The organism is Pseudoalteromonas sp. SWYJ118, assembly GCF_015864505.1.
Classification (GTDB): Bacteria; Pseudomonadota; Gammaproteobacteria; order Enterobacterales; family Alteromonadaceae; genus Pseudoalteromonas; species Pseudoalteromonas arctica.
The window spans coordinates 70,178-95,737 of sequence record NZ_JADYXC010000003.1 but is presented as its reverse complement, the minus strand read 5'-3'; the positions used below and the strand labels follow the sequence as shown (position 1 = coordinate 95,737).

The window sequence follows — 25,560 nt, the reverse complement described above, 5'->3', positions numbered from 1 at the left end:
TACTTGTATAATTCGAATAGCTCAAATTTATGACTACGTAATTTAGCCAAGTAAATTAATGGCTGCTTGAGTAACCTGATTTGCTTGAGCGAGAACCGTAGTACTAGCTTGTTGTAATATCTGATTTTTTGTAATTATAGCTGTTTCAATAGCAAAATCGGCATCCTGTATACGACTGCGGGAAGTAGAAACATTCTCAGAAATATTTGCTAAATTATTAATCGTATGATTAAGTCGATTTTGTATTGCACCTAAATTTGCTCTATTTGCATCTATTTGTTTTAAAGCAGCATCAATTACCTCGATAGCTGATTGTGCCCCATCAGAGTTTTCACCTGAGATATCTATGTCATCAACATGATCTAATATACTTACTCCACCAGTTTGAGGTACATTTAAGTAACGATTAACATCTCCTCCATTGACGCTAATTTCATCTGAAGAGGACAATTCTAATTTAGAGAAAACAGATGCTCCATTGTTAGGGTTTACTGGTGACTGTAGAGCACCAACTGGAGCGCCATCAACAAGTTGGCCTAGCTTAACTGTTGGAGATGATGTCATATCTAAGCCATCAACATCAACACCGAACACATCAAATGAAGTGGATGTAGCCCCTGCTACATTATCTCTTTCTATCACTTCATAACCATCAGACTGAAGATCTTCCATTAATCTGTCAAAGTTACCGCTATATTTACTCAGATCATAGCTATCTATAACTATGCCTCCCTTCTTAAAGCTCATAACACCATCATCTGCTGAAGTTAGTCCTTCTATCCGAGCTTCTAACTTTGTAGAGGCAAGTACATCAGCACCACTATTGTTAATAACGTCAGCAACAATACTAGCTCCAGTACCTGCTGGAATACTGATACTTTCGCCATTTAAGGTCCATAAATCAGAAGTTGAAAACCTCAACGATGTAATTGTATCTAAAGGGTATGGTGCTGCAGGAAAATAAATTGGTTCAATTTTATAAATTCCAATAGCGTCAGCAGAAACATCATTCAAATTTAAATTAATTGTTTCATTTGCATTAGCACCTACCTGAAACTGCTTTGTACCAAACGTACCATCAAGTAAACTAATACTTCCAAATTGAGTAGTTTCCGCTATGCGGGTTATTTCTTGCTGCAACGCTGTCACTTCTTTTTGTAGTGCAGCCCTATCATCTCCATTATTTGAGCCATTCGCAGATTGTAAAGACAATACTCGCATTCGCTGTAGGATACTCGAAGACTCTTCCATAGCTCCTTCAGCAGTTTGCGATATAGATATTCCATCATTGGCATTGCGTTGAGCAACTGATATACCATTAATTTGGGAAGTCAAACGATTTGATATTTGCATACCAGCTGCATCATCTTTTGCACTATTAATTCTCATACCTGAAGATAGACGTTGCATTGAAACCTCAAGGTCTTTACCGAATTTATTAAGGTTTCGCTGCCCGTTGAGTGATGCTGTATTTGTTACTACTGATAGCGCCATTAAAACGTCCTTTTAAGTTTCAGCATGATTCATACAAAATACACGCATTATTTAAGCCACTATAAAGCTTTATCTTTAAAAGTTCTTAAAATAAAAAACAATTAGGCTCTCTAAGCATGTGTTGAAGGAGATGTGAAGTATGATGAATCAGTATTAAACAAAACAACAAAGCTTATCATCCATTAATGCATCAACTAACCAATACCAATTAAATGTTGATCCAACAACAAGTCCTGCTAGCTTGTCTTTATAAGGGGCTAAAAAAGATAAAATGACAGACATGTCATTATTTAAACGCTTACAGCTAAGCGTTTCACCTTGTTCATCAATAATAGCAATCACACTATTATTTGAATGCAAGTCAATTCCACCATATAGTTTCATACTAAGTTCCTCGAGGTACAGTTTATGTTTTGGTTAACACAACTGTATCGGAAAACTCAAAGAGCTTTCTATATGGTTATCAAATCTTGACTTCAGACATTATGACATCTGACCGTCTGCAGTTAGCACAAAGCCGTCCATCTCTTTGCTCACCCACTTAACTCCCAAGTTATAAAACACTCAAAACTGATATTTTGCTTTAAAAAGTAATCTTCAGTGTCATCAACGCGGTAAGTTGGGCTGTTTCTAGTAAATTCATCATTTTTGTCGGATGGCGTGGCTTCGCCACTTATCCGACCTACGTCAAAATGTAGGTTGGTTAAGCCGAAGGCGCCACCCAACAAAGTTTCAGATTCACGCCTTGAAGGACAGCTGCTGGTATTTATCCGCCAATAATAGTCACATCACTCCCACCGGCACTCGCGCATATTCACTTTGTCGTTTTTAAACAGCACACCTTCTGATAGTAGCTTTTCGCGCTGTTCTTGGTATTTTTCGCTACCTGCAGGGAATGATATTTTACCTTGACCATTCACTACCCTGTGCCAAGGTATAACCGAGTCGTTTGGCATCACTTTTAATAAGCGCCCGACCAACCGTGAGTTTTGCGGATAACCAGCAAGAGCTGCAACTTGCCCGTAACTTGATACTTTTCCTACTGGTATGCCTGCGATAACAGTATAAATAAGCGTTTCTTTATCAATATCCATTGTTGTTAGAATATTCCTTACTTAGTTGTTTAAATTGCTCCCAGATAGTACGCGCTACAGGGCCGTGGTGCATTGCATGCTGCCTAAAGGCTCTAATTTGCGCGCTAAATTTATGCTCTCGGTCAGTTATGTGTATTTCTTGAAGTAAGCCTGCTTTTATTTCAGGGTCGCAGTGCTCTAGGCTCATCATTGCCCAACCTGCGCCTGAGAGTAAAAACGATTTTAAAGTCGATACATCATCAATTTTCATCATGGCGGAGCCTTTTGAGTACGATAGCCTGTCGCTGTCGATACTCAAGTCACTTTCAAACATGGCTAAACACGGATACGTTTGCAGTTCGCTATAGGTGAGTTTTTGAGGGAGTACGCCTTTAGCGCTCACAATGCCAATATCGAGCCTACCTATGGGGACGCTTTCTAAATCGCCTGTTGCATGAAATAAATCAAACCACGGGCCAATGCCTAATTCGGCTTGTCCGCTGTTTACTTGCTCTAATGAAATAAAGCGTTTTCCGCTTGTTAAGCTAAATTCTGTGCTTGTAAACAACCTAAAAGTATTACTTATGATCTCGTTGTAACTTTGCATATGGCAAAGTTGTTCGTAACAAATTCTAAATTGGGGCTCATTACCGAGTGCCAATTCTTTAGCAAGTTGTGCCAGCTCGTCGTTGGCATGCAAGAGTTGCTTCGCTTCGCGATGAAAAATACGCCCTTTTTCAGTAAGCTGTAATCGGTACTTACTTCTGTCTAGTAACTCAAACCCTATTTTTTCTTCTAGATTTTTAATAGCGAGTGTAAGCGCTGGCTGTGTTTTATGTAGCTTTAGTGCTGCCCCGCTTAAGCTCGCGCTTTGCACTATGGCATCTAAAATTATTAATTGATTCAGCTTCATATAGCACTCTGCAACATTATAAGTAAAACTTATTGAGTTTCTAAAATTTAATGATTTTTATTTTATATGTTTGCAGCGTATGCTGCACTTAATTATTTTGCCATCATTGCAACGGAGAAGACATGAAACTCTTTCGTCTATGTTTATTAACAACGACTTTACTTAGCTTAATAGCCTGTTCTGAGCCAGAACAACAAGTTAAAGAAGAGCCCATTCGCCCAGTTAAATTATTCAACATAGGTCATGATTCTCAAACTAACATTCGTAGTTTTCCTGCTGAAGTTGTTGCAAACCAAGGCTCGTACCTTGCTTTTAGAGTAAATGGCGAACTTATTAAGTTTCCGGTTCTTGCTGGTGAACACGTTGAAAAAGGTGATTTATTAGCAAAGCTAGACCCAGAAGATTTTCAGCTACAGTTTGACGAGCGTAAAGCACGCTTTGAACTGGCAAAATCACAACTTGGTCGTATTGAGCAATTGTTTGAGAAAAAAATCACCAGCCAATCAGAATTAGATCAAGCCACTGCTAATATGCAAATTGCTGAATCTGCATTTAGAATTGCACAAACGAACCTTGAGTACAGTGAACTACGCGCACCATTTTCAGGCACAGTGGCTAAGGTGTTTGTTAAAAACTTTGAAAATATTCAAGCAAAGCAAAATATATTACGCTTAGAAACACGCGATTTAATGGACGTAGAAATTCAGGTTCCTGAAAAAATAGTCGCTCGCTTTAAAAAAGGCACCGATTACCACCCTACTGTAAAGTTTGATGGCTTTGACGACAAAGAATACATACTTGATATTAAAGAGTGGGATACCCAAGCAGATCCTGCAACACTTACTTATAAAGTTGTATTTTCGCTACCAGTACCTGAGGACTTTAATTTACTAGCCGGTATGACGGGTAGCGTGCTTATTGATTTAAGTAAAGTAACGCGCTCGCAAGTTGCTTATACAATCTTACCTATCGAGTCGGTGTTTTCTGAGCCGCAAGAATCAATTGAAGATAACGCCTACGTATGGCTTTTTGATTCAAAAACTAGCCAAGTGCATAAACAAGCTGTAAAGGTTGGCCAGTTGCACCGCGATGGCATTGAAGTATTAAGCGGTATTGAAGAAGGCCAAATTGTGGTTTCTGCCGGTGTGCATTCACTAAAAGAAGGCATGAAAGTAAGAGCATGGAATAAAGAGCGAGGCTTATAATTATGAGCTTTGCACAACTCTCCATAGAGAAAAAAGTAATCAGTTGGATGTTTACGCTGCTGCTATTAATTGGCGGTAGTGTGTCGTACTTTGATTTAGGGCAACTAGAAGACCCTGAGTTTACGCTTAAAAAAGCCATGGTTATTACCATGTACCCTGGCGCTTCGCCGCAGCAAGTTGAAGAAGAAGTCACTTTTCCGATTGAAAACGCGATTCAGCAATTGCCTTATGTCGATTACGTTACGTCTATTTCATCTAACGGTAAATCACAAATTTCTGTAGAAATGAAAAGCAATTATCGTAAAGAACAGCTTCGCCAAATTTGGGATGAAATGCGTCGTAAAATTAACGACCTTTCTCCGTCATTACCCAGTGGTGTTTACCCAAGCACTATTTTGGACGACTTTGCCGATGTTTACGGTGTTATGTATTCGGTAACCGGCGATGGTTATTCGTATGATGAGCTTAAAGATTACATCGATTTTTTAAAGCGCGAACTGGTATTGGTTAAAGGCGTTAGTAAAGTAACCGTTGCGGGCCAACAACAAGCGCAAGTAATGGTTGAAGTTTCTACGCGTAAACTCGCTCAATTAGGTATTGCGCCAAGCCATATATTCCAGTTATTGCAATCGCAAAATACGGTATCTAACGCGGGTAAAATTCGCGTGGGCGATGAATCAATTCGCTTGCATCCTACTGGTGAATTTAAAGATGTAAAAGAGCTCGAAACCTTATTAATTTCAAAATCAGGTGCCAATGAGCTTATTTATTTAGGCGATGTAGCAAAGGTTTACAGAGAGTACGCAGAAGTACCAAATAACATTATTCGTTATAACTCTCAGCAAGCTTTACTTATTGGCGTGTCGTTTATGTCGGGTGTTAACGTGGTTGATGTGGGTAAAAACATAGACGAGCATTTAGCATCACTTGAATATCAACGCCCTCATGGTATTCACATAAATTCGGTATACAACCAACCACAAGAGGTTCAAAAATCGGTTGATGGTTTTATTATCAGCTTACTTGAAGCCATTGCGATTGTTATTGTTGTACTGCTGTTATTTATGGGTTTAAAAAGCGGCATTTTAATTGGTGGTATTTTACTGCTTACTGTACTGGGTACGTTTATATTTATGAAGTTGTTTGCTATCGACTTGCAACGTATATCGCTTGGGGCACTTATTATTGCTCTTGGTATGCTGGTCGATAACGCAATAGTCGTCACCGAAGGCATACTGATAAACCTCAAACGTGGCCAAACAAAACTCAAAGCGGCTGTTAATATTGTTGAGCAAACAAAATGGCCTTTACTAGGTGCAACAGTTATTGCAGTAACTGCATTTGCGCCAATTGGTTTAAGCTCTGATGCCAGTGGTGAATTTGCCGGTAGCTTGTTTTGGGTGTTGTTTATTTCGCTTTTATTAAGCTGGATAACAGCCATTACGCTAACGCCATTTTTTGCCAATTTAATGTTTAAAGAAAACGAATTTAAAAACGAAGAAGGCCAAGAAGATGAAGACCCATACAAAGGCTTTATTTTTAATGGTTACAAAGCGATTTTAGATTTAGCGCTGCACTTTAGAAAAACCACGCTTATATTAATGGTTGTTTTACTGTGTACTGCGGTTATTGGTTTTGGCTCTGTAAAACAGTCGTTTTTTCCTGCCTCTAATACACCTATGTTTTATGTAGATTACTGGCAAGAGCAAGGCTCTGATATTCGATCAACCCTTGAGGGCGTTAAAAAACTTGAAGAGTTTTTACAAAAAGAAGACCTTGTTGAAGAAGTAACAAGTACAACAGGCCAAGGTGCACCGCGCTTTATGCTTACCTACGCGCCAGAAAAATCATATCCCGCGTACGGGCAATTAATTATTCGTGTTGCCGACAGAGAAGCCGTAGCAACTGTAATGCAAACAGTGCGTGATTACTCAAGCAATCATGCACTCTCTGCACAGCTTAAAATTAAACCGATGGAAATTGGCCCCTCTACTGATGCAAAAATAGAAGCACGTTTTTCGGGCCCTGATCCTGTTATTTTAAGACAACTCGCTGCTACAGCCGAAGAATTGATTGGTAGCGACGATGGCGCCTATAATATTCGTGATGACTGGCGCGCACGTACTAAAATGATTCGCCCGCAATTTAACGAGCAAAAAGCACGTCGATTAGGCATTAGTAAATCAGACTTAGACAATGTATTACTAACGAGCTTATCGGGTAAACAAGTGGGCGTATATCGCGATGGCACGCAATTGCTACCCATTATTGCTCGCTCTCCTGCTAACGAGCGCTTAAACGTAGAAAGCGTACACGACCTTCAAATATACAGCCCAGTTCTTGGTGTATTTGTACCAGTGACTCAAGTTGTAGACGAATTTGATGTGCAGTGGGAAGACAGCCTAATAATGCGCCGCGATCGCAAACGTACTATTACAGTAATGGCCGATAATAATGTATTAGGGGATGAAACACCTGCAAAACTATTTGCCCGTATTCGCGGTCCGATAGAGAACATGGAACTACCGCGTGGTTACCAACTAGAATGGGGCGGCGAGTTTGAGTCATCAAGCAAGGCGCAAAAAGCAATATTTGGCTCATTACCGCTGGGTTATTTAGCTATGTTTGCAGTAACCGTACTACTTTTTAACTCGCTCAAACAGCCACTTGTTATTTGGGCAACTGTGCCGTTGGCTATTATTGGTGTAAGCGCGGGTTTGTTAGCTATGAATGCGCCGTTTAGCTTTATGGGGCTACTTGGTTTGTTAAGCTTAAGCGGTATGCTAATTAAAAACGGTATTGTATTAGTTGATCAAATAAATCTTGAATTAAGGGAAGGTAAATCGCCCTATGAAGCCGTGTTTGACTCTGGTGTGAGCCGTGTGCGACCAGTTGCAATGGCAGCTATAACGACTATTTTGGGTATGATCCCGCTGTTATTTGACGTGTTTTTTCAGTCAATGGCGGTAACGATTATGTTTGGTTTAGGCTTTGCTACCATACTAACCCTCATTGTAGTGCCAGTACTTTACACGGTTATATTTAGAATTGATTACGAGCCACGTAAGTAGTTAAACATATAATTGGTTAACATTAAAAAATGCTACAGGCTCAAAATCCTGTGGCATTTTTATTTAATACCGATGAAAAAAGAAAGGCTACATATTTAGTTGTTAAGAAACTAACCGCAACACTTCTTATATTTTTTGCCGCTACCACATACACAAGGTGCGTTACGCTCTGGTACTTTATCAAATACTTGTGGTGTTGACTTGCTAAGCGCAAAGTCTAGTTCGCGAATATCTTCTGGTACGTCTGCTTTAACTTCAATTGAAGCAAACAGCGAATGCTCTTCTAGTATTGCTTCTATTTCTGATTGTCGTTCAGCTGAGTTTACAATTAGCGTTAACGGGTGCAACTCTGTGCCTACCTTTGCGGTACGATTTGGCGCAAATCCATTACTGTTATTTTTACCCATTATGTCGGGCTTACCCATAAAGAAAAATTTTGACATGTTACTTCTATAACCTTTCTACATTATTAAGACGGCGCATCTTAACAGCTTACCCTTCATATAACTAAGTGTACTTGTAAATAGCTTAACAACACGTCTATAAAGCAATTTTAACTTAAAAATTTAAATGGCCTGCAAAATAGGCTAACCACTATTATATACATTTACTATAAACTGATTAAGTAAATGCGATTATTATCAATATTTAAATACTCTGTACACTTAGCTTCGTTATCTAAGCACTTACCAATTAAGCGATAGGTATGCTAACTAGGGCGATAGAAATTGCCTTTAACTTTTTAGCCTCACTTATACAGAGGCAATTTATTTAAGTAGAGAAAGTCATGTTTAAAAATTTTGGATGGATAGTAGAAGCTAAACTTAATGCTGGTGAACTTGAAAACTTTAAAGCGGTGATGAATTCACAAGTTAATCGCGCACTTAATGAAGTTGGCACTAAAAATTATCAATATTATATGTCTGATGCTGGCGATGTTTTAGTTTACGAACGCTTTGCTGATGCAGACTCTTCACACGAACATATTGAAAATTGGGACGATCATTCAGCACGTTGGATGGCGGCTGCTGCACCTACACGCATGGTGCATTTAGGCGAATTACCTGATGATGTTCGTGAGCGTCATGCGGCTTTAAGCCCTCTTTGGCTAAAACCATTTGGTGGCTTTTCTCGCGAAGAAGAACAAACGAGTCAAATTAACAAAAACGGTGATACGACATTTGATAATTTTGGCTGGATTGTTGAAGCCAAGCTAAACCCTGGCCAGTTAGATGCCTTTCGTGAAGTAATGAATTCACAAGTAGAACGTGCAAAAACAGAGCCTGGTACACTAAATTACCAATATTACATGTCTGACGATGGCGATATTATGGTTTATGAGCGCTTTAGAGATTTAGAAGCATCGCATATCCACATTCAAAACTGGGATGATCATGCAGAGCGCTGGATTGCTGCAGCAACACCAACACGTATGGTTCATTTGGGTGATTTACCTAAAGAACTAACCGATAAACATGCTGCACTGTCACCACTTCTATTAAAGCCTCTAGGTGGTTTTGCAAAGTAAATATGGATAAATACTAAATTCGTAATATAGTTAAATGCCACTGACTAGACTCAGTGGCGTTTTAATATCTAACTCAATATTATGGAAAAGCCTTGGAAAACTTTAAAATTGCAGTACTAATAGCAGGCAGTCTTTTTATACTTTTTGGTTATTTACGCTTTATAACTGACGATAGTGGTAACGTGAACTTAAACAACTACCGTTTTACAGGGGGCATACTACTGGTTATTTCCGGTATGGTTGATGGCACACGCGACCTTGTTAAGCGCCTGCGCTCTAAAAACTCGTTATCGGCGATTACAATTTATTTAGGTATACTCTTATTTTATATTGGCTTTAGCATTCAATAGCTAAACATTAAGCGCTAATTTGGGCTTTATACAAGCAGTATTTTATAAGTGAATCCCCTGTGACCTTTAAACAACTATTCAACAGCGCTCTGCTACTTTTAGCAACGGCTACTCCACTGGTTTTACTTGCATGGGATGAACAAGCCGATCCCGCTTTTATTCCCAATGGTATATATAACACCTTAACATTTACGTTATTTCCAATAATGACAATAGTGTTATCGGTTGCTTTATTTAGGCACCTATATAAAAAATACAATAATAACTTTGAATTTAAACATACGGTTAAGGATTATATTGTTGAACACGGGAAATTCCGCTCAGTATTTATACCAATTGGTTTACCTATTTTAATTTACTTATGGTTGTGGACGTCAGTATGTATTTCAGTAAAGTTACTGGCTAATAAATACGGCGATAATATATGGCAGCAAGAATATCAGTTACTCGAAGTAAGTACTTGTCCAACTGATTATGAATACAGTTGCGCAAAACTGACTGTACTGGATTTAAAAAGCTACAAAAAGCACACTTTTAGATGGTATTTAGATAAAGGTAGATTGGTGGGTTTGCAAAATAACAACATAAACTTAGTGGGCGTTAAAAGCCCACTTGGTAAAATAGTACAAGAAATACAGTGGTAGTAGAATACCACTTAGCTGCATATTATTTTTTTAGACTGAGAATACGATCCGAGCTTGGTTTTGAGTCTGATTTAGCATTAGACGACTTGTTCTCTTTAATGCTTTTTGGCTTACCCACATACGTTGTAGAACGCTTTTGGTAAGGAGTATTACTGCGCTCATTTTTGCGCTCTGCGTTAGCGTTGCTGCGCTCAGAGTTACGATTTGTATTTCGCTCAGTACTACGCTCATTATTTCGATCACCATTATTAAAGCGTCGTGGGTTTTCGCCCTGAAAATCACGTTTTTTAGGTGCTAAAGGTGCATTATTTTCTGATTGCTTATTAGTATCAAGCGAGTGCTCTTGGGTTTTACCAGAATCAGAAATTGAATCGTTTATTTGCGCCATTTCAATATCTGACAAGTGACGCCACTGCCCTACTTTTAAACCTTTAAGTGTTACGTTCATTATGCGCGTACGCTTTAGCGTTACAACTTCGTAGCCTAAATACTCACACATACGGCGTATTTGACGGTTTAAACCTTGGGTAAGTACTATTTTAAATTCTTTTGGGCCATTTTGCGTTACTTTACATTCTTTAGTGACGGTATCTAAAATAGGCACGCCATTCGCCATTTTTGTAACAAACTGACGATTAAGCGGTTTATCTACAGTAACAACGTATTCTTTTTCGTGATTATTACCTGCACGCAAAATCTTATTAACGATGTCGCCTTCGTTAGTTAAAAATATAAGCCCTTCAGACGGTCTATCTAAGCGCCCTATTGGGAATATACGTGTAGGATAATTTACCGCTCGTATAATGTTACTTTGAATTTTACTTTCGGTAGTACACGTTATGCCAACAGGTTTATTGTAGGCAATGTAAACGCGCTTTGGCGTCGCTTTAAGCGGTTTACCATCAATTAATACAACATCGGTAGCGGCTACTTTTACGCCCATTTCTGGTGAGTAGCCATTAACACTGACACGACCTTGCTCAATATATTTATCGGCTTCGCGGCGTGAACAAAATCCTGTTTCACTAATAAATTTATTTAAACGTTTTAATTCGGTCATGGCACTTATAGCGTAGTAATTTTTAAGGCGAGTAGTGTAAACCACCCACACTATTTTTTCGCCCCTAATTTACTATTTATAGACGTTTAAGCACTAATTTTTGCTTTCGTTAATTTACGCCATACATATTCAAGCGGACCTTGATTAAAATAGCGGCTGTATATAAAGGTAAATATGAGCTGCAGCACAACTAAACCCGTTGCTACTAACCAGTAATCAATACGATCAAAACTGAGTACCCAGTGCGTAAATAGCACTTTATATAACAATAATTGCATGAGTGTTTGGCTAATATATAAAGTAAATGCTAAGCGCCCTGCTTGTTGAATAAGCGTGCCGACGTGTGCCTTGTTATTGCAAAATTTAACAATTAAATGAATATAAAGCGTAGCCATACCTAGCGCCGCAAACATATTTACAAATTCTTGCACTCCATACCCTAAGCTGCCACTAAGCTGTGATGCATAAAGCCTAACACCACAAAAAATAATGGTTATTGCAACGCAAATTATTAATTGCTGAGTCGTTAAGCCTTTACTAAAAACATCTTGTTTATATAAATAAATACCAATGAGCATAAGACCCACGCACATCCACATTATCATTATTGGCACCATAACAAGCATCAATGTGTTCATGGCGAGGTTACTAATAAAGTAATCAATATAGTGCGGGTTATATAAATCTATAAACTGTGCTGAATCGCGGTAAATTACTTCATCGGGTGCGCTAGATATAACAAGCACGGTAGCTACACCCGATAACAGAATAAATTCAAGCCCTCTTTTTAAAAGTACGTTGCTATTACTCTCTAAATATTTAATAACAAACCAGCCAGATACACCGTAAACAAATAAAATATCACCTGCCCAAAGTAAAAAACCATGCGCTAAACCAAAGAGGATTAACCAATAGAGCCTGCTTTTTAACTGCAATTCAGACTTATAACGTTGCCACTGAATATAAAGCCCGGCGCCAAAAAGCAAACTAAACAGTGTTCTAAAACGCCCGTCTACAAACAAACTGCTAAAGGTGTGAATAATTGAGTCGCTAACAGGAGGATTAGTTAAAGAGGTATACCCGTATTCAAAAAGGCCGAAGGCGTAAGCATTCATGTAAACTAGGCCAAGCACGGCAACGCCGCGAATAAAGTCCATATTATAATTGCGCATTAAAGCTATTATCCGTTAAATATTATTCTTATAACTGTCAGCCCAATCGACTGACTGCTGGTAAAGTGGAGGAAGTATAGCACTGTCTATATTTAGCAAAAGTACAGCTTGTTCAAGTGCCCACCAGCTTCCTGTTTCGTATGCTTTAACAACGTTCAAAATATAATAAAGTGTGTTTTTATCCCCTAATAATGCCGTTTTTATTTCATCAGGGAAAGGGAGCTTTTCAACAAGTAAGCTCATTGGTTGATCAAGGATTGCATCGAGCAGTGAAAATAACCCAGTTAAAAATGCTTCGCCTGACTGGCTTTTATCAACATTTTTTGCTAACAACTCACAAAAACGAGCACGTACAATACACACTTGCATTAACTCTGCAGGCTTTTTACCCGCTGTATGAGCAGTAACAATAAGGCTCACAAACTTTTTAAGGCGTTCATGCCCTAAATACACAAGCGCTTGCTTGAGCGATGATATTTCGCTTTGTATAGGAAACACACCGCTGTTTATTAAACGCAGCAATTTATATGCAAGCGCAGCATCAAGCTCAAACAGTCCAGATATAGCTTTTATATCTGGACTGTTTTTCATTATTTCGGCGTAAATAGCGACGACTAAACCATAGTTATAGTCGATGTCATTTTGTTTGATCATGGTGGGTTTTGCAAAAAAATAGCCTTGAAAATAATCAAACCCCATATCAAAGGCGAGCTTGTAATCGTCTTGGGTTTCTATTTTTTCGGCTAGTATTTTTATTTGTTTATGCGATTGTAACTTATTAATTATGGGCTGTATTTCGCTAAGAGGTGTAATTGCAATATCAAACTTAATGAGTTTAACAAGCTTTAAGAAACGATCCCATTGTGGTTTATATACAAAGTCATCGAGTGCAAGTTTGTAGTTACTATGAAATAAACCTCGGCATAGTTCATAGTTATCGTCGTTGGGTTCTATGGTTTCGAGTAACTCAATTACAACGTCTTGGCATGGTAAAAAAGCACATAAATCGAGTTTTAAAGATTCTGGCCCTATATTAATGAGCGCCTTTTTACCTGATGTAATATGACGTGTGCCTAAGTTAAGTTGATTTTCCATAATAAGCCTTGCTGTTGCTTGGCCTTCGGCAATATCAGGAAAATAATTTTTAGGACTATCACGAAAAAGTAGCTCATAGGCTACTACTTTTTTACTTCTATTGAATATTGCTTGCCTTGCAACAAATACAGACACATTACCTACTTCTTAGTTTTTATATAATACTAAGTAATTAAACCCTAAGCAGGCACAATTGTCACTAAACTTTGAAATACAGTAACGATTTACCTATATAAGGTTGTTATATAATCAGCTGCCACTTGTGGCCACGAAAAACGCATTTGCTCTGCGCTGTGCTTTATTTTATGCCACTTTTTAGGATTCTGCTTTTTAATTAAGAGAGTTTCGTCTAAACAGCTAATTAAATTACTCGTTTGCGTTGCCAACGTATCGCCATTAAAACTAAATCCATTTTCATGATGCTTTACCGTGTCTTTTAATCCGCCTACACTGTGAACTAAACACGGTTGCCCCGCACGCATTGCCAGCATTTGGCTAATACCACAAGGTTCAAACGAGCTTGGCATTAAAAACAAGTCACCTAGTTGATACATTAAATCGCCAACACCTTGACCATAACCTTTCAAAAATAAAAGATTGGAATTACGTGCCATTGCTTTGGTAAATATGCTCTCGAGTTCTTTGTCACCCGAGCCTAAAATAATAAGCCTACCGTTATATTCATTAATTACTTGGCACACTTTATCAATAGCTAAAGTTCCATTTACCTGCTGGCACAATAACAAAACCTTTTGCTCTGTAAGTCGGCCAACGCTTGTGACTAGTGGCCCATCATTAGCCGTAGCTTTAAATTGTTGTAGTCGTTGATGGGCAATATAATAGCCGCTTTGTAACTGCTCGTTATTTGCCATCCAGCCAAACAATGTGTTTTCTGCTTGGCTATAAAAATCAGCGATTGTAACCCCCTCTAAAGTGTTACTTGGGTATTCACAGCCATTTAAAATACCAACAAGCTTACCTTGGCTTGCTGCGTTTTGAAGATCTTGCTCAAGCCCTTCACCACCAAAAAAGCCATGCTCGTAATTGCTAGGTTCAAGAACCTCTTGGCTGTAGGTTGGCGATACAACATGTACTTTATCGCATAGGTTAATTGCACTGCGCATAGGGTTAAAGCAATGCGGATAACGCGGATCGCATATTTGTTGGCCATTATAACTAAGTGACGGAAACCACGCCTCTAAGCTTGAGTCGTCGTGTTTAAAAGGTCTTATCCCTTGCAGTGCAATATTATGCACCGTGTAGGCAATATGTAAGGTGTTAAGTGAGCTATAACGTGGCTCAAACTTGAGTAAAACTGCAACGCAAGCGCTGTGCCAATCATGTAAATGTAGCGCTGTTGGGCGCTTTAATACACCTTGCAATAATGCTTCACAAACAGCTGCATTAAATAAAGCAAATTTTGTGGCATCGGTTGCAAATGGCCTCCCCGGCGCGTCATTGCAATATACACTGCCTGATTCACTAAATAATGGGTGGCTAATAACAATTTGGCTTACATTACTTTGTGGTTGCTCTATTTTGAAAAGTGTTAATACATGCGGTTGAGCATTAAATGCAACGGTTACTTCACCTATATAAATACGCTCAAGCGGCTCAAACCCGTAGTCAGGAATAACAACATCAACCGTTATACCTTTTTTGACGAGTGCTTTAGGAGCATCGCGCACTACATCTGCAACACCACCTACTTTTGCGCCCGGTAACGCGTCATTTTCTGCTGCAACCATTAATACATGCATTAATTTACTACTTCCTTTAAATCTGTGTGGGCTTGCTCATAAATGAGCAAGCTTTGTTGTCGTGCTTAATATTTAACGTATTTTACGCTAGCTTTTTATTCTCACGCGCCTGGCGCTCTAACTTTTTTGCAAGCTCAGTAAGCATATCACGGGTAACAAGAACGATGCCTTTTTTAGATACCCTAAAGCCGTTTTCTTCATCTGTTTTTTTGTCAAAACCGATTTCAAGACCTGCAGGTATTTCACAGCTTCTGTCTATTATCGCACGCTTAATTTTACAGCCTCGATTAATAATGGCGCCAGGTAAAATAACAGACTGCTCAATGGTACAAAAAGAACGAACATGGACATTAGAAAACAATAAAGACTTCCTTACTGCAGAGCCCGAAATAATACACCCACCCGACACAGTAGAGTCTAATGCCATACCGCGTCTGTCATCGTCATCAAAAATAAATTTAGCAGGCGGTAGTTGCTCTTGATATGTCCATATTGGCCATGTCGGATCGTATAAATCAAGTTGTGGCTCTGGCATTACCAGCTCCATATTAGCTTCCCAAAACGAATCTAGCGTACCTACATCGCGCCAGTAAGGTTGCCCTTCTTGGTCTGGATCTCTAAATGGAAAAGCAAATACATTATGATCTTCTATAATCGCCGGAATAATATCGTGGCCAAAGTCGCGGCCTGAGCCTTCATTTTCAGAATCTTTTTTAAGTTGCTCAAACAAAAACTCTGTATTAAAAATGTAATTCCCCATTGATGCTAAACAAGTACCTGGCTTACCCGGTACAGAGCTAGGCATTGCTGGTTTTTCATCAAAACGACACACTCTGTTTTGCTCATCAACAGTCATTACACCAAACGTATCTGCGGCTTCCTCTACGGGCACTTCAATACAACATACGGTCATATCTGCGCCTTTTTGCACATGTTCAGCCAGTAAAGCACCATAGTCCATGCGATACACATGATCTCCAGACAAAATCATCACATATTTAGGCAATTCGTGACGAATAATATCTATATTTTGAAAAACAGCATCTGCGGTTCCACAGTACCAATCATCACCTTGGCGCTGAGATGCAGGGAGTATTTCAACCGACTCACCCAGCTCTTTTTTAAAGTGCCCCCATGCGCGGTTTACATGGCGAATGAGTGAATGCGACTTATATTGTGTGGCAATACCAACGCGTCTCACACCCGAGTTAATACAGTTTGATAGTGGAAAATCGATAATTCGATGCTTACCACCAAAGTAAACTGCGGGCTTTGCTCGCCAGTCGGTTAGCTCATGCAGGCGAGAACCGCGACCCCCTGCCAGTATTAACGCGTAAGTTTCTCGGGTTAAGCTACTTATGTAGCGATTTGCATAATTAGGCATAATACTCTCTCCATTTAGTCTAGGCTGTTAGTGGCATGGCTTTTAGTTGTCGTTAAGTCTGTTTCACTAATATTGAGGGGTTCTAAATGCCAAATGTCTTCACTGTATTGGCTTATGGTTCTATCACTTGAAAACATTCCACTGGCTGCCGTATTTAAAATACTCATTTGTGTCCAGTAGGTTTGATCTGCGTACGCTTTATCTACTTCTTTTTGAGCAGCTACGTAACTCTCAAAATCGTGAGCTACAAGCCATGGATCGTGCGGGCTTTTAATTGCATTGGTTATATCGTCAAATAAGCACGGTTCAAACAAATTAAAATGACCGCTTTCGAGTAGTTGCATTACATTATTTAAATCACTATTTTGTGCGATTAAGTGCTCAGGGTTGTAACGCGATTTAATATCATCAATTTGATGCGCTTGTGCGCCAAACAAAAAGAAGTTATCAGCACCAACAGCGTCTCTAATTTCAATGTTAGCACCATCTAGCGTGCCTATCGTCAATGCACCATTCATCATAAACTTCATGTTGCCAGTACCAGATGCTTCTTTACCTGCGGTAGATACTTGCTCTGATAAATCGGTTGCAGGACAAATCACTTCCATAGCGGTTACGTTGTAATTAGGTAAAAAGGCGACGCGTAAATACGGGGCTGCTAACGGGTCTTTATTTATAACCTCTGCCACGTTATTAATAAGCTTAATGATTTTTTTAGCCATGTAATAACCCGGCGCTGCTTTACCACCTAATAAAACACAGCGAGGAACAAGCCCTTGGGTATCACCACGGCGAATACGGTCGTATAAATGAATCACATGAAGTATGTTTAATAGCTGACGTTTGTATTCGTGAATACGTTTTACTTGTACGTCAAACATCATTGATACATCAAAATCTACATCGCAGCGCGCCTTAACTAAATCAACTAAACGTTGTTTGTTTTCACGTTTAGCATTTTGCCATTGCCCATGAAATGCTTTGTCGTCATAAAAGCGGCGTAGGTCACTAATTGTTGAAAAGTCTTTAACCCAGCCATGACCAATTTTTTCGCTGATTAATTCACTTAAAATAGGATTACAATGCGCAAGCCAACGTCTTGGTGTAACACCATTTGTTTTGTTATTAAATTTATCTGGCCACAGCGCGTAAAACTCTTTAAATAAGCCCGCTTTTAAAAGTTCGGTATGCAGTGCCGCTACGCCGTTTACAGAGTAACTACCTACAATGGCTAAGTAAGCCATACGAATTTGCGGCTCGTCGCCCTCTTCAATTAACGATAAGGCACGCTGTTTATTAACATCACCTGGCCATTGCTGTGCAACTTGTGCTAAAAAGCGTGCGTTTATCTCGTAAACTATTTCTAAAATGCGTGGTAATAGTTTTGAAAACAACGAAACAGACCACTTTTCAAGCGCTTCAGGAAGTAGCGTATGGTTTGTGTAAGCCATTGTTTTAGTGGTGATTTGCCAAGCATCGTTCCAGTCAAGTTCGTAATCATCAATTAAAATGCGCATCAGCTCTGCAACAGCAATACTTGGGTGCGTATCGTTTAACTGAAAAACATGAAAATCAGCAAAGTCACTAAAACTCTCGCCATGTTGAGAAACCCATTGATCTACTACATCTTGAATACTCGCAGACGATAAAAAGTATTGTTGGCGCAACCTAAGCTCTTTACCATTTTCGCTGCTATCGTTTGGATACAGCACCATGGTAATTTGTTCAGCTAGGTTTTTTTGTGCAACGGCTTCTGAGTAACTACCGGCATTAAATTCGGTTAAGTTAAATTCATCCGTCGCTTCTGATTTCCATAAGCGTAGCGTATTTACAATATTGTTTTTATAACCCGGGACGGGGACATCGTAAGGGACTGCTAATACATCTTGTGAGCTCATCCACTGGCGATGCTCTCGGCCAAATTTATCTGTGTAACTTTGCACGTAGCCGCCAAATTTAACACGTTTAGCGTGCTCTGGTGCGCTTAACTCCCACGGGTGCCCTTCGCGTAGCCAATTATCTGGTTGCTCAATTTGATTGCCATCTTTGATTGATTGGTTAAACATGCCGTATTCGTAACGAAGGCCATAACCAATTACCGGTAATGCCAAACTAGCACAGCTATCTAAAAAACAAGCAGCTAAGCGGCCTAAACCACCATTACCTAAGCCTGCGTCGTGCTCGGCATCTTCAATCGTTTCTATTGTTGTACAGTATTCTTGTAGCGCTGAACTTACTTGCTCGTCTAAATCTAAATTTAAAACGGCATTACCAAGCGCACGCCCCATTAAAAACTCAAGCGATAAATAGGCTGTTTTACGGCGTTTATTTTGCTTAATTTGCTGGTTTGTTTCTCTGCAACGCGCAACAAGTCTGTCGCGAATAGTAAGCGCTAATGCGTGATATAAATAATGCTGCGACTCGCCAACTTTATCGCGGCCGAGGGTATAATAAAAATGCCGTGTTAAGTCATCTTTAAGCGTACTTTCATCTATAACAGGACCTTCTTGCCAGCCCTTTACTACACATACTTGTTCACTTTGTTTAGCCATGACTTACATCCTCTAAATTAGCACTAAAAACCCAACTACTTTGTGCTGAAATTTCAACCATCGCATCTTCATTACTACTCACAGATGCATTATTTACACTTGATAAAACCATTTGCCACGGCGCATTAATAGGCGAAGGCGGCATTTGGCAAAAAACTGTTTTTTTACTGGCATTAAAGACCATCAGTAATGCATGATTGTTTTGCTTATCAAGTAAGCTATACATTAAAAACTGCCTGGTATCTTCATGCCAATGCGCGTCAGTCATGGTTTTACCTTGTTCGGTAAACCACTTAACGGTAAAACGCTCGTCTATATCATCTAAAAATACACTGTGCTTAAACGCACTGTGTGCGCGTCTAATTTTTAACGCGTCATCAATAAATCGTGTTAGCGAATGATTAAGCTGAGAATCTTTCCAGGCAAGCCAACTCGTACGATTATTTTGGCAATAGGCATTGTTATTACCCCCTTGCGAGTGCGCCATTTCGCTGCCAGCGGCAATCATGGGTACACCTTTTGAGAGTATCAAAGTAAGTAAAAAGTTTTTTTGTTGTTGTAAGCGCAGTGCATTTATTTTTGAGTCACTGGTAAAGCCTTCTACTCCGCAGTTAAACGAGTGATTTGCACTGTGCCCGTCTCGATTTTGCTCACCATTAGCTTCGTTATGTTTTTCCTCATAACTCACTAAATCAGCAAGCGTGAAACCATCATGACTCGTTATAAAGTTAATACTATTGAGTGGTCCACGCTGGCTGTGCTCAAAAATATCAAACGATCCATGCAAACGTTTTGCAACGCTTGCAATAATGCCTGTTTCACTTTGCCAAAAACGCCTAATTACATCGCGGTATTGATCGTTCCATTCTCGCCATGGCGGTGGAAATGCACCCAACTGATAGCCACCAGGGCCTATATCCCAAGGCTCACTTATTAGCTTAACCTTGTTTAGCACTGGGTCTTGAGCTACCACTTGTAAAAAAGTATGTGCAGAGCTAAAGCCTGCTTTCGAGCGCCCTAAAATGGTCGCTAAATCAAATCTAAAACCATCAACCCCCATTACCTCAACCCAATAACGAAGGCTGTCGAGTACCAATTGCAGGGTTTTAGGATGGTCAATATTTATGGTATTTCCACAGCCAGTATCGTTTATATATACATCAGGCTGCCCTTCTACTGTGCGGTAATACGCTAAGTTATCAAAGCCTCTTAGCGATAATATAGGGCCATCTGCCCCCGCCTCTGCTGTATGGTTATAAACAACATCTAAAATCACTTCTATGTCGGCTGCATGAAGCTCACGCACCATTTGCTTAAACTCGTTTATATCGTCGTTTACCAAATAGTCTTTATGAGGGGTAAAAAAGTTAAGCGTGTTATAACCCCAATAGTTTTGCAGCCCTTTTGCAGTTAAAAATTGCTCACTAATAAATGAATGAACAGGTAAAAGCTCAACTGCTGTAACGCCAAAGCTTTGTAAGTGCTCAATAAAGCTTGGGTGGCTTAACCCTAAAAACTTTCCTTGAAGAGATTTAGGTATTTTAGGATGACGACACGTTGTGCCCTTAACATGACACTCGTAAATAACCGTGTTTGACCAACGGTGGTTTGGCTTTTTATGCGCATACAAAGTAGGAGCCGCTACTTTTGATTTAGGTATATCAATGGCATTATTTACGGTGCTTTTAGTGCCAATTGGCATTTGCCCGTAATGGCGTTCGCTCCAAGTAAACTCACCAAACAAGTCTTTTGCGTACGGGTCTATAAGTAGCTTATTTTCGTTAAATAATTGACCATTTTTAGGGTTATATTCACCCTCAACTCTAAAGCCATAAAGTGCGCCTGCGCTTAATGGCGAAATATGAATACTCCAAATGCCACCTTCGTTGATATTCATCGCCATTTTTAGGATTTCTGAATGGCCACTTTTGTCAAACAAACACACATAAGCTTGGCTTGCACCTGGTGCGTAAAGCGCAAAGTTAACCCCGTTATTAATAACACTAGAACCTAACGGCTCTACATTACCAGGGGCTACATCAAATTGGTTACTCATCATCAACCTTTTGTAAGTAAACAGTGGTTAAGCCACCAATGGCAATTGAAATACTGTGTTTAAAGCCATGGTTTGACTCATCGATAGCATTAACTATCTGCGATGAATCTTTAGTTACCTCAACGCCTGAGCCAAAAAACTGAGTATCGTCAGTATTTAAAATAACCTTGTAACGCCCTTTACTTGGTACGCCAATAACGTAGTTTTCATATGACGCGGGGGTAAAGTTAGCAATAACAACCACAAAGTCTTTTGCGTTTTTAGCATAGCGAACAAAGCTTAAAATGCTCTGCTGATTGTTATTGTTATCTATCCAGGTAAAACCTGCCGCACTCGAATCTAACTCATACAACGCGGGTTGGTTTTTATAAACGGTATTGAGCGCTTTTACGGTTTGCTTTACCCCGTTATGGCTTTGGTGCTCAAGTAAATGCCAATCGATAGAATGATCGTGCCCCCACTCTTTTCGCTGTGCAATTTCGCCGCCCATAAATAAGAGCTTTTTACCCGGATGTGCCCACATAAATGCGTAGTAAGCGCGTAAGTTTGCAAATTTCTGCCAATCATCGCCTGGCATTTTTTCAATTAACGAGCCTTTTCCGTGTACTACTTCATCGTGACTTAATGGCAATATATAGTTTTCACTAAAGGCATATACCATCGAAAAAGTCATTTCGTGATGATGATGCTGACGATAAAGCGGGTCGTGTTGCATGTAATGCAAGCTATCGTTCATCCAGCCCATATTCCATTTATAGCCAAAACCTAAACCGTTATGCTCAACACTTTGGGTAACGCCTGGCCATGCTGTTGACTCCTCGGCCACCATCATAATGCCCGGGTTGTTTTTGTAGCTGCGCATATTGACTTGTTTTAAGCACTCTATTGCACCTAAGTTTTCGCGCCCGCCGTAGCAGTTAGGGATCCACTCACCTTCTTTTCGGCTGTAATCTAAATACAACATAGAGGCTACGGCATCTACACGCAGACCATCTAAACCAAATTGATGTAACCAGTACATAGCATTTGAAATTAAAAAGCTTTTAACCTCAGGGCGGTCATAATTATAAATGTAGGTATTCCAATCAGGATGAAAACCTTGCCGCTTATCGGCATGTTCATATAAATGTGTGCCATCAAATCGGTGCAAGCCATGCGGATCACTAGGAAAATGCCCAGGTACCCAATCAAGTAAAATACCCAAATTAGCTTTGTGGCACTGCTCTACAAAGTATTTAAAGCTGTTGTAGTCGCCAAAACGGCTAGTAGGAGCAAATAAACCAACGGGTTGATAACCCCACGAACCATCAAATGGGTATTCACTTATTGGCATAAGTTGCAGGTGGGTAAAATTCATTTCAAGGGCGTAGCTAACCAGTTTGTCAGCAAGTTCTGCATAACTTAAATAGCGGTTGTTTTCAGCGCGTTGCCATGAGCCTAAATGCACTTCATAAATACTAATTGGCGCATCAATATGATTACGCTTTTGTCGGTTTTGAAGTTCCTGCTCGCCAAGCTTTATAGGTTCTGGTTTATACTGCAGAACACTTGCAGTACCAGGTGCTTGTTGCATTTTAAATGCATAGGGGTCGGCTTTTTCAAGTACTTCTCCGCTTTGGGCGGTAATTGCAAATTTGTAGCACATGTCGGCTTTAAGGCCTGGTACAAATAACTCCCATACACCGCTTGCCGGGTGAAAGCGCATAAAGTGGCGATTCGCTTGCCAAAAGTTAAACTCACCAATAATAGAGACACTTGCAGCATTAGGCGCCCATACACAAAAGCGCACACCCTCTACGTTTTGTTGAGTACTAAAATGTGCACCGAAATGAGAGTAAGCATGCTCAAGGCTGCCTTCGTTAAATAAATACATGGCCTCTGCATCAAGAGTGCTTTCAAAGCTGTATTCATCATAAAAGGTAACGCTGCTATTTGTGTACTGAGCAATGCATTGATAAGGCGCAGTGGGTAGTGCATCAACTTTGGCTATAAATAAGTCACTTTGTTGATAGCGCTGTGCTTCAATATTTTTATTATTTAATGTAACGCTTACGTTTAATGCCGTTGGTAAGAAAAAGCGAATCTCAGTACCTGCGCTTGTTTCATGTGCCCCTAAAAAGCTAAATGGGTCTTTAAAACGCCCTGTACTTAATGCATGTACTTGTGCATCGTAACTATTTTCATTAGTTGTACTGCTCATTTAATCTTTCCTTATTGAATCGATAGCAGCTAAAAGTGAGGCATTTTTGGTAAAAATTTCTTCACTGGTATGCGTTAATACACGTCGCCAATTAGGATACTCTTTATCTGTCCCAGGGATATTTACCGGATACTGCTGCTCATCTAAATCATCTATTTGTATTGCAAATAAACGCGATTGAGAACCCGCCAAACACAATGCAAGTGCGTTATAAACTTCGATTGCATCGCTATGTAACAAAAGATCAGTTGCATTGCCATGGTGATTAATAAAACGTAGTAGCCTATGCTGCTCTTCTGTTCGCTGTTGCTTTAATTGCGCGTATTCGTCATCAGTAATTAGCTTGTATTGTTGTTTAATATTTAAATCAGCATGTTGCCACCAGCCTGTAAATGGGGGGACATCGTGATTGGCTATCATTAACAAACAATGTGTTGCTAGCTCATTTACCGATAAAAATTCACCACTGTGTTGTTTTTCAAAATAAAATAAGCTGTTAGAAAAGATACCGCTTGAAGCCAAAGCCTGCCTTACCTCTGGCGGTACAACGCCTAAATCTTCCCCAATTACGATACTCTGATTAATATGCGATTCAATTTTTAAAACCGCGAGTAAGTACTCAAACGGGTAGTAAACATAACAGCCATCTTGTTCGCCATTATTTTCAAAGCACCACCATAGGCGTCTAATAGCCATTACGTGGTCAATTCTAAGTCCACCTACATTTTGCATGTTTGCGCGAATGAGCGAGCGATAAAATTGGTAGTGATTATTACTAAGACTTTGAGGGTTTAGTGCTGGAAGCCCCCAGTTTTGGCCAGCTTCGGCCCATGGATCAGGTGGAGCACCTACACTTGCACCATCGCTAAACAATATTTTTTGGTTTTTAAATTCGGCTCCATCACCCGCACAGCCAACGGCTAAGTCGTTTATTAACCCGATAGCCATACCTTGCTCTGCACAACTTTTTTGGCACTGTGCCAATTGAATATGTGCTTGCCATTGCAGGTAATAATCAAACGTTACGTTATCTGATTCGAGGGTGTTTAGCGTCGTTGAATGAGTATTACAAAAATCTGTAAAAGCATGGCGACGCTCATCACTTGCTGTTAGTTCAAACTGGTTATAAAGCGCTTCAAATAACGCATACTTTATACGGCTTACATTTTCGTAATTTATAAACTGATCGTTGCTTTGCAATAACGCGATTACATCATCTTGCTGCATTAGAGTATTAAGCTTTTCGTTATTTGCTGCGTCTTCGCTTAATACTATGGAAATATAAAGAGGGTTTAATAAAGCGCGACTACTAGGGCTATAAGGGCTTGCGCGCTCTGGCATATCAGCAAATAACAAATGCAGTGGATTAAGTAATATGTAATCCATATTTTGCGAGCTGCATAATTTTGTAAGCTTTAGTAAATCGTCAAAGTCGCCAATACCTAAATTCGCTTTATTTTTTAATGTGTAAAGCTGAATAGATAACCCTGTGCGCTTTGTGTCTTCAACTTGATAGACTTGCTCAGGCACGCACCAAATTTGTGTAATAGCGTGTTGCTCACCTACCTGAACATTGGCGTCATGATAGCCAATTGGCATATTATCTATGGGTAGTGCCAGCTCAATATAGCGAACGCCATGTAAGTAATATTCACCTGTAACTGCCAAATTATAAAGGTTCTCAACCGCTATATTAATCCCAAGAGAAGGGACATTAATGTTGGCGGCTAAATACTGCTGACGTTCGTCTATACGAAGCTTTAAAGCGCATTTTTTTTGGTCAACCAAACTCACACTGGGTACTAAATCCAGCCAAAGCGATGCATCTAAATCATAAGTTAGTTGAGTTATTTCGGCTTCGTTATTTGTATCAACACCGCAACATTGCAAAGCACGTTTACGCGTGTCTTCGCTAAAGAACACCTGTTCACCTGTATACTTAGTGAATTCAAAGCCAATACCATGCAGGTAAAACAACTGCGAAAGAGCATCCATTGAATCGC

The 25,560-nt window shown here is 39.7% G+C and carries 19 protein-coding genes; 5 read left to right on the top strand and 14 right to left on the bottom strand.

Annotation, left to right across the window (positions count from 1 at the left end):
- Positions 1-42: 42 nt before the first annotated feature.
- The 4 genes from I6F48_RS04885 to I6F48_RS04870 all read right to left on the bottom strand — a co-directional run bounded on the left by I6F48_RS04885 (position 43) and on the right by I6F48_RS04870 (position 3,480).
- The gene (locus tag I6F48_RS04885; protein ID WP_197118941.1) at positions 43-1,494 is read right to left on the bottom strand and encodes a flagellin; all 1,452 of its coding nucleotides are present in this window, start codon (positions 1,492-1,494) and stop codon (positions 43-45) included.
- A 153-nt stretch (positions 1,495-1,647) separates the two neighbouring features.
- Positions 1,648-1,878 (bottom strand): hypothetical protein, encoded by a 231-nt coding sequence (locus tag I6F48_RS04880; RefSeq protein WP_231609613.1) that lies wholly within the window; start codon positions 1,876-1,878, stop codon positions 1,648-1,650.
- Positions 1,879-2,282: 404 nt separating this feature from the next.
- Positions 2,283-2,588: an MGMT family protein gene (locus I6F48_RS04875; protein ID WP_197118940.1), complete on the bottom strand. Its 306-nt coding sequence runs from the start codon at positions 2,586-2,588 to the stop codon at positions 2,283-2,285.
- A complete protein-coding gene (locus I6F48_RS04870; protein ID WP_165741270.1) occupies positions 2,578-3,480 on the bottom strand; it encodes a LysR family transcriptional regulator in 903 nt (300 codons plus the stop codon). Before I6F48_RS04870 ends, I6F48_RS04875 begins: the two co-directional genes overlap by 11 nt.
- Positions 3,481-3,602: 122 nt before the next feature.
- On the opposite strand from I6F48_RS04870, the gene I6F48_RS04865 reads away from it, so the two are divergent.
- Together I6F48_RS04865 and I6F48_RS04860 are read left to right on the top strand one after the other, a co-directional pair.
- Positions 3,603-4,685 (top strand): efflux RND transporter periplasmic adaptor subunit, encoded by a 1,083-nt coding sequence (locus tag I6F48_RS04865; RefSeq protein WP_165728027.1) that lies wholly within the window; start codon positions 3,603-3,605, stop codon positions 4,683-4,685.
- Between the two features lie 2 nt (positions 4,686-4,687).
- Complete coding sequence (locus I6F48_RS04860; protein WP_165728028.1) at positions 4,688-7,756, top strand: efflux RND transporter permease subunit; 3,069 nt, start codon at positions 4,688-4,690, stop codon at positions 7,754-7,756.
- Between the two features lie 110 nt (positions 7,757-7,866).
- Here I6F48_RS04860 and I6F48_RS04855 read toward each other — a convergent pair whose 3' ends face one another.
- Positions 7,867-8,199, bottom strand: coding sequence for a PBPRA1643 family SWIM/SEC-C metal-binding motif protein (locus I6F48_RS04855; RefSeq protein WP_010552992.1), 333 nt, complete (start codon positions 8,197-8,199; stop codon positions 7,867-7,869).
- Positions 8,200-8,543: 344 nt separating this feature from the next.
- Between I6F48_RS04855 and I6F48_RS04850 the strand changes: the two genes are divergently transcribed.
- The 3 genes from I6F48_RS04850 to I6F48_RS04840 all read left to right on the top strand — a co-directional run bounded on the left by I6F48_RS04850 (position 8,544) and on the right by I6F48_RS04840 (position 10,278).
- On the top strand, positions 8,544-9,284 hold the full coding sequence (locus tag I6F48_RS04850; protein WP_149603664.1) for a putative quinol monooxygenase: 741 nt from the start codon (positions 8,544-8,546) through the stop codon (positions 9,282-9,284).
- Positions 9,285-9,376: 92 nt separating this feature from the next.
- Entirely contained in the window at positions 9,377-9,634 is a 258-nt protein-coding gene (locus I6F48_RS04845; RefSeq protein ID WP_007580737.1) for a hypothetical protein, read from the top strand.
- A 59-nt stretch (positions 9,635-9,693) separates the two neighbouring features.
- Positions 9,694-10,278, top strand: a complete 585-nt coding sequence (locus I6F48_RS04840; RefSeq protein WP_197118939.1) for a hypothetical protein — start codon at positions 9,694-9,696, stop codon at positions 10,276-10,278.
- Between the two features lie 22 nt (positions 10,279-10,300).
- Here I6F48_RS04840 and rluF read toward each other — a convergent pair whose 3' ends face one another.
- From rluF to malQ, 9 genes are all read right to left on the bottom strand, one after another.
- Positions 10,301-11,338, bottom strand: a complete 1,038-nt coding sequence (gene rluF / locus I6F48_RS04835; RefSeq protein ID WP_197118938.1) for a 23S rRNA pseudouridine(2604) synthase RluF — start codon at positions 11,336-11,338, stop codon at positions 10,301-10,303.
- An 86-nt stretch (positions 11,339-11,424) separates the two neighbouring features.
- Positions 11,425-12,495, bottom strand: coding sequence for a DUF418 domain-containing protein (locus I6F48_RS04830; RefSeq protein ID WP_197119056.1), 1,071 nt, complete (start codon positions 12,493-12,495; stop codon positions 11,425-11,427).
- A gap of 30 nt (positions 12,496-12,525) precedes the next feature.
- Positions 12,526-13,740, bottom strand: a complete 1,215-nt coding sequence (locus I6F48_RS04825; protein WP_197118937.1) for an EAL and HDOD domain-containing protein — start codon at positions 13,738-13,740, stop codon at positions 12,526-12,528.
- 89 nt (positions 13,741-13,829) lie between these two features.
- Positions 13,830-15,365, bottom strand: a complete 1,536-nt coding sequence (locus I6F48_RS04820; protein ID WP_197118936.1) for a glycogen synthase — start codon at positions 15,363-15,365, stop codon at positions 13,830-13,832.
- 82 nt (positions 15,366-15,447) lie between these two features.
- Positions 15,448-16,749: a glucose-1-phosphate adenylyltransferase gene (gene glgC, locus I6F48_RS04815; RefSeq protein ID WP_197118935.1), complete on the bottom strand. Its 1,302-nt coding sequence runs from the start codon at positions 16,747-16,749 to the stop codon at positions 15,448-15,450.
- A gap of 14 nt (positions 16,750-16,763) precedes the next feature.
- Positions 16,764-19,301, bottom strand: a complete 2,538-nt coding sequence (locus tag I6F48_RS04810; protein WP_197118934.1) for a glycogen/starch/alpha-glucan phosphorylase — start codon at positions 19,299-19,301, stop codon at positions 16,764-16,766.
- Positions 19,294-21,357 carry a glycogen debranching protein GlgX gene (gene glgX, locus I6F48_RS04805; RefSeq protein ID WP_197118933.1) on the bottom strand — a complete coding sequence of 688 codons (2,064 nt, stop codon included), beginning with the start codon at positions 21,355-21,357 and terminating at the stop codon, positions 19,294-19,296. The genes I6F48_RS04810 and glgX overlap by 8 nt, the downstream gene beginning before the upstream one ends.
- Positions 21,350-23,557, bottom strand: coding sequence for a 1,4-alpha-glucan branching protein GlgB (gene glgB, locus I6F48_RS04800; protein ID WP_197118932.1), 2,208 nt, complete (start codon positions 23,555-23,557; stop codon positions 21,350-21,352). Before glgB ends, glgX begins: the two co-directional genes overlap by 8 nt.
- A complete protein-coding gene (gene malQ / locus I6F48_RS04795; protein ID WP_197118931.1) occupies positions 23,558-25,552 on the bottom strand; it encodes a 4-alpha-glucanotransferase in 1,995 nt (664 codons plus the stop codon).
- Between the last annotated feature and the right edge of the window lie 8 nt (positions 25,553-25,560).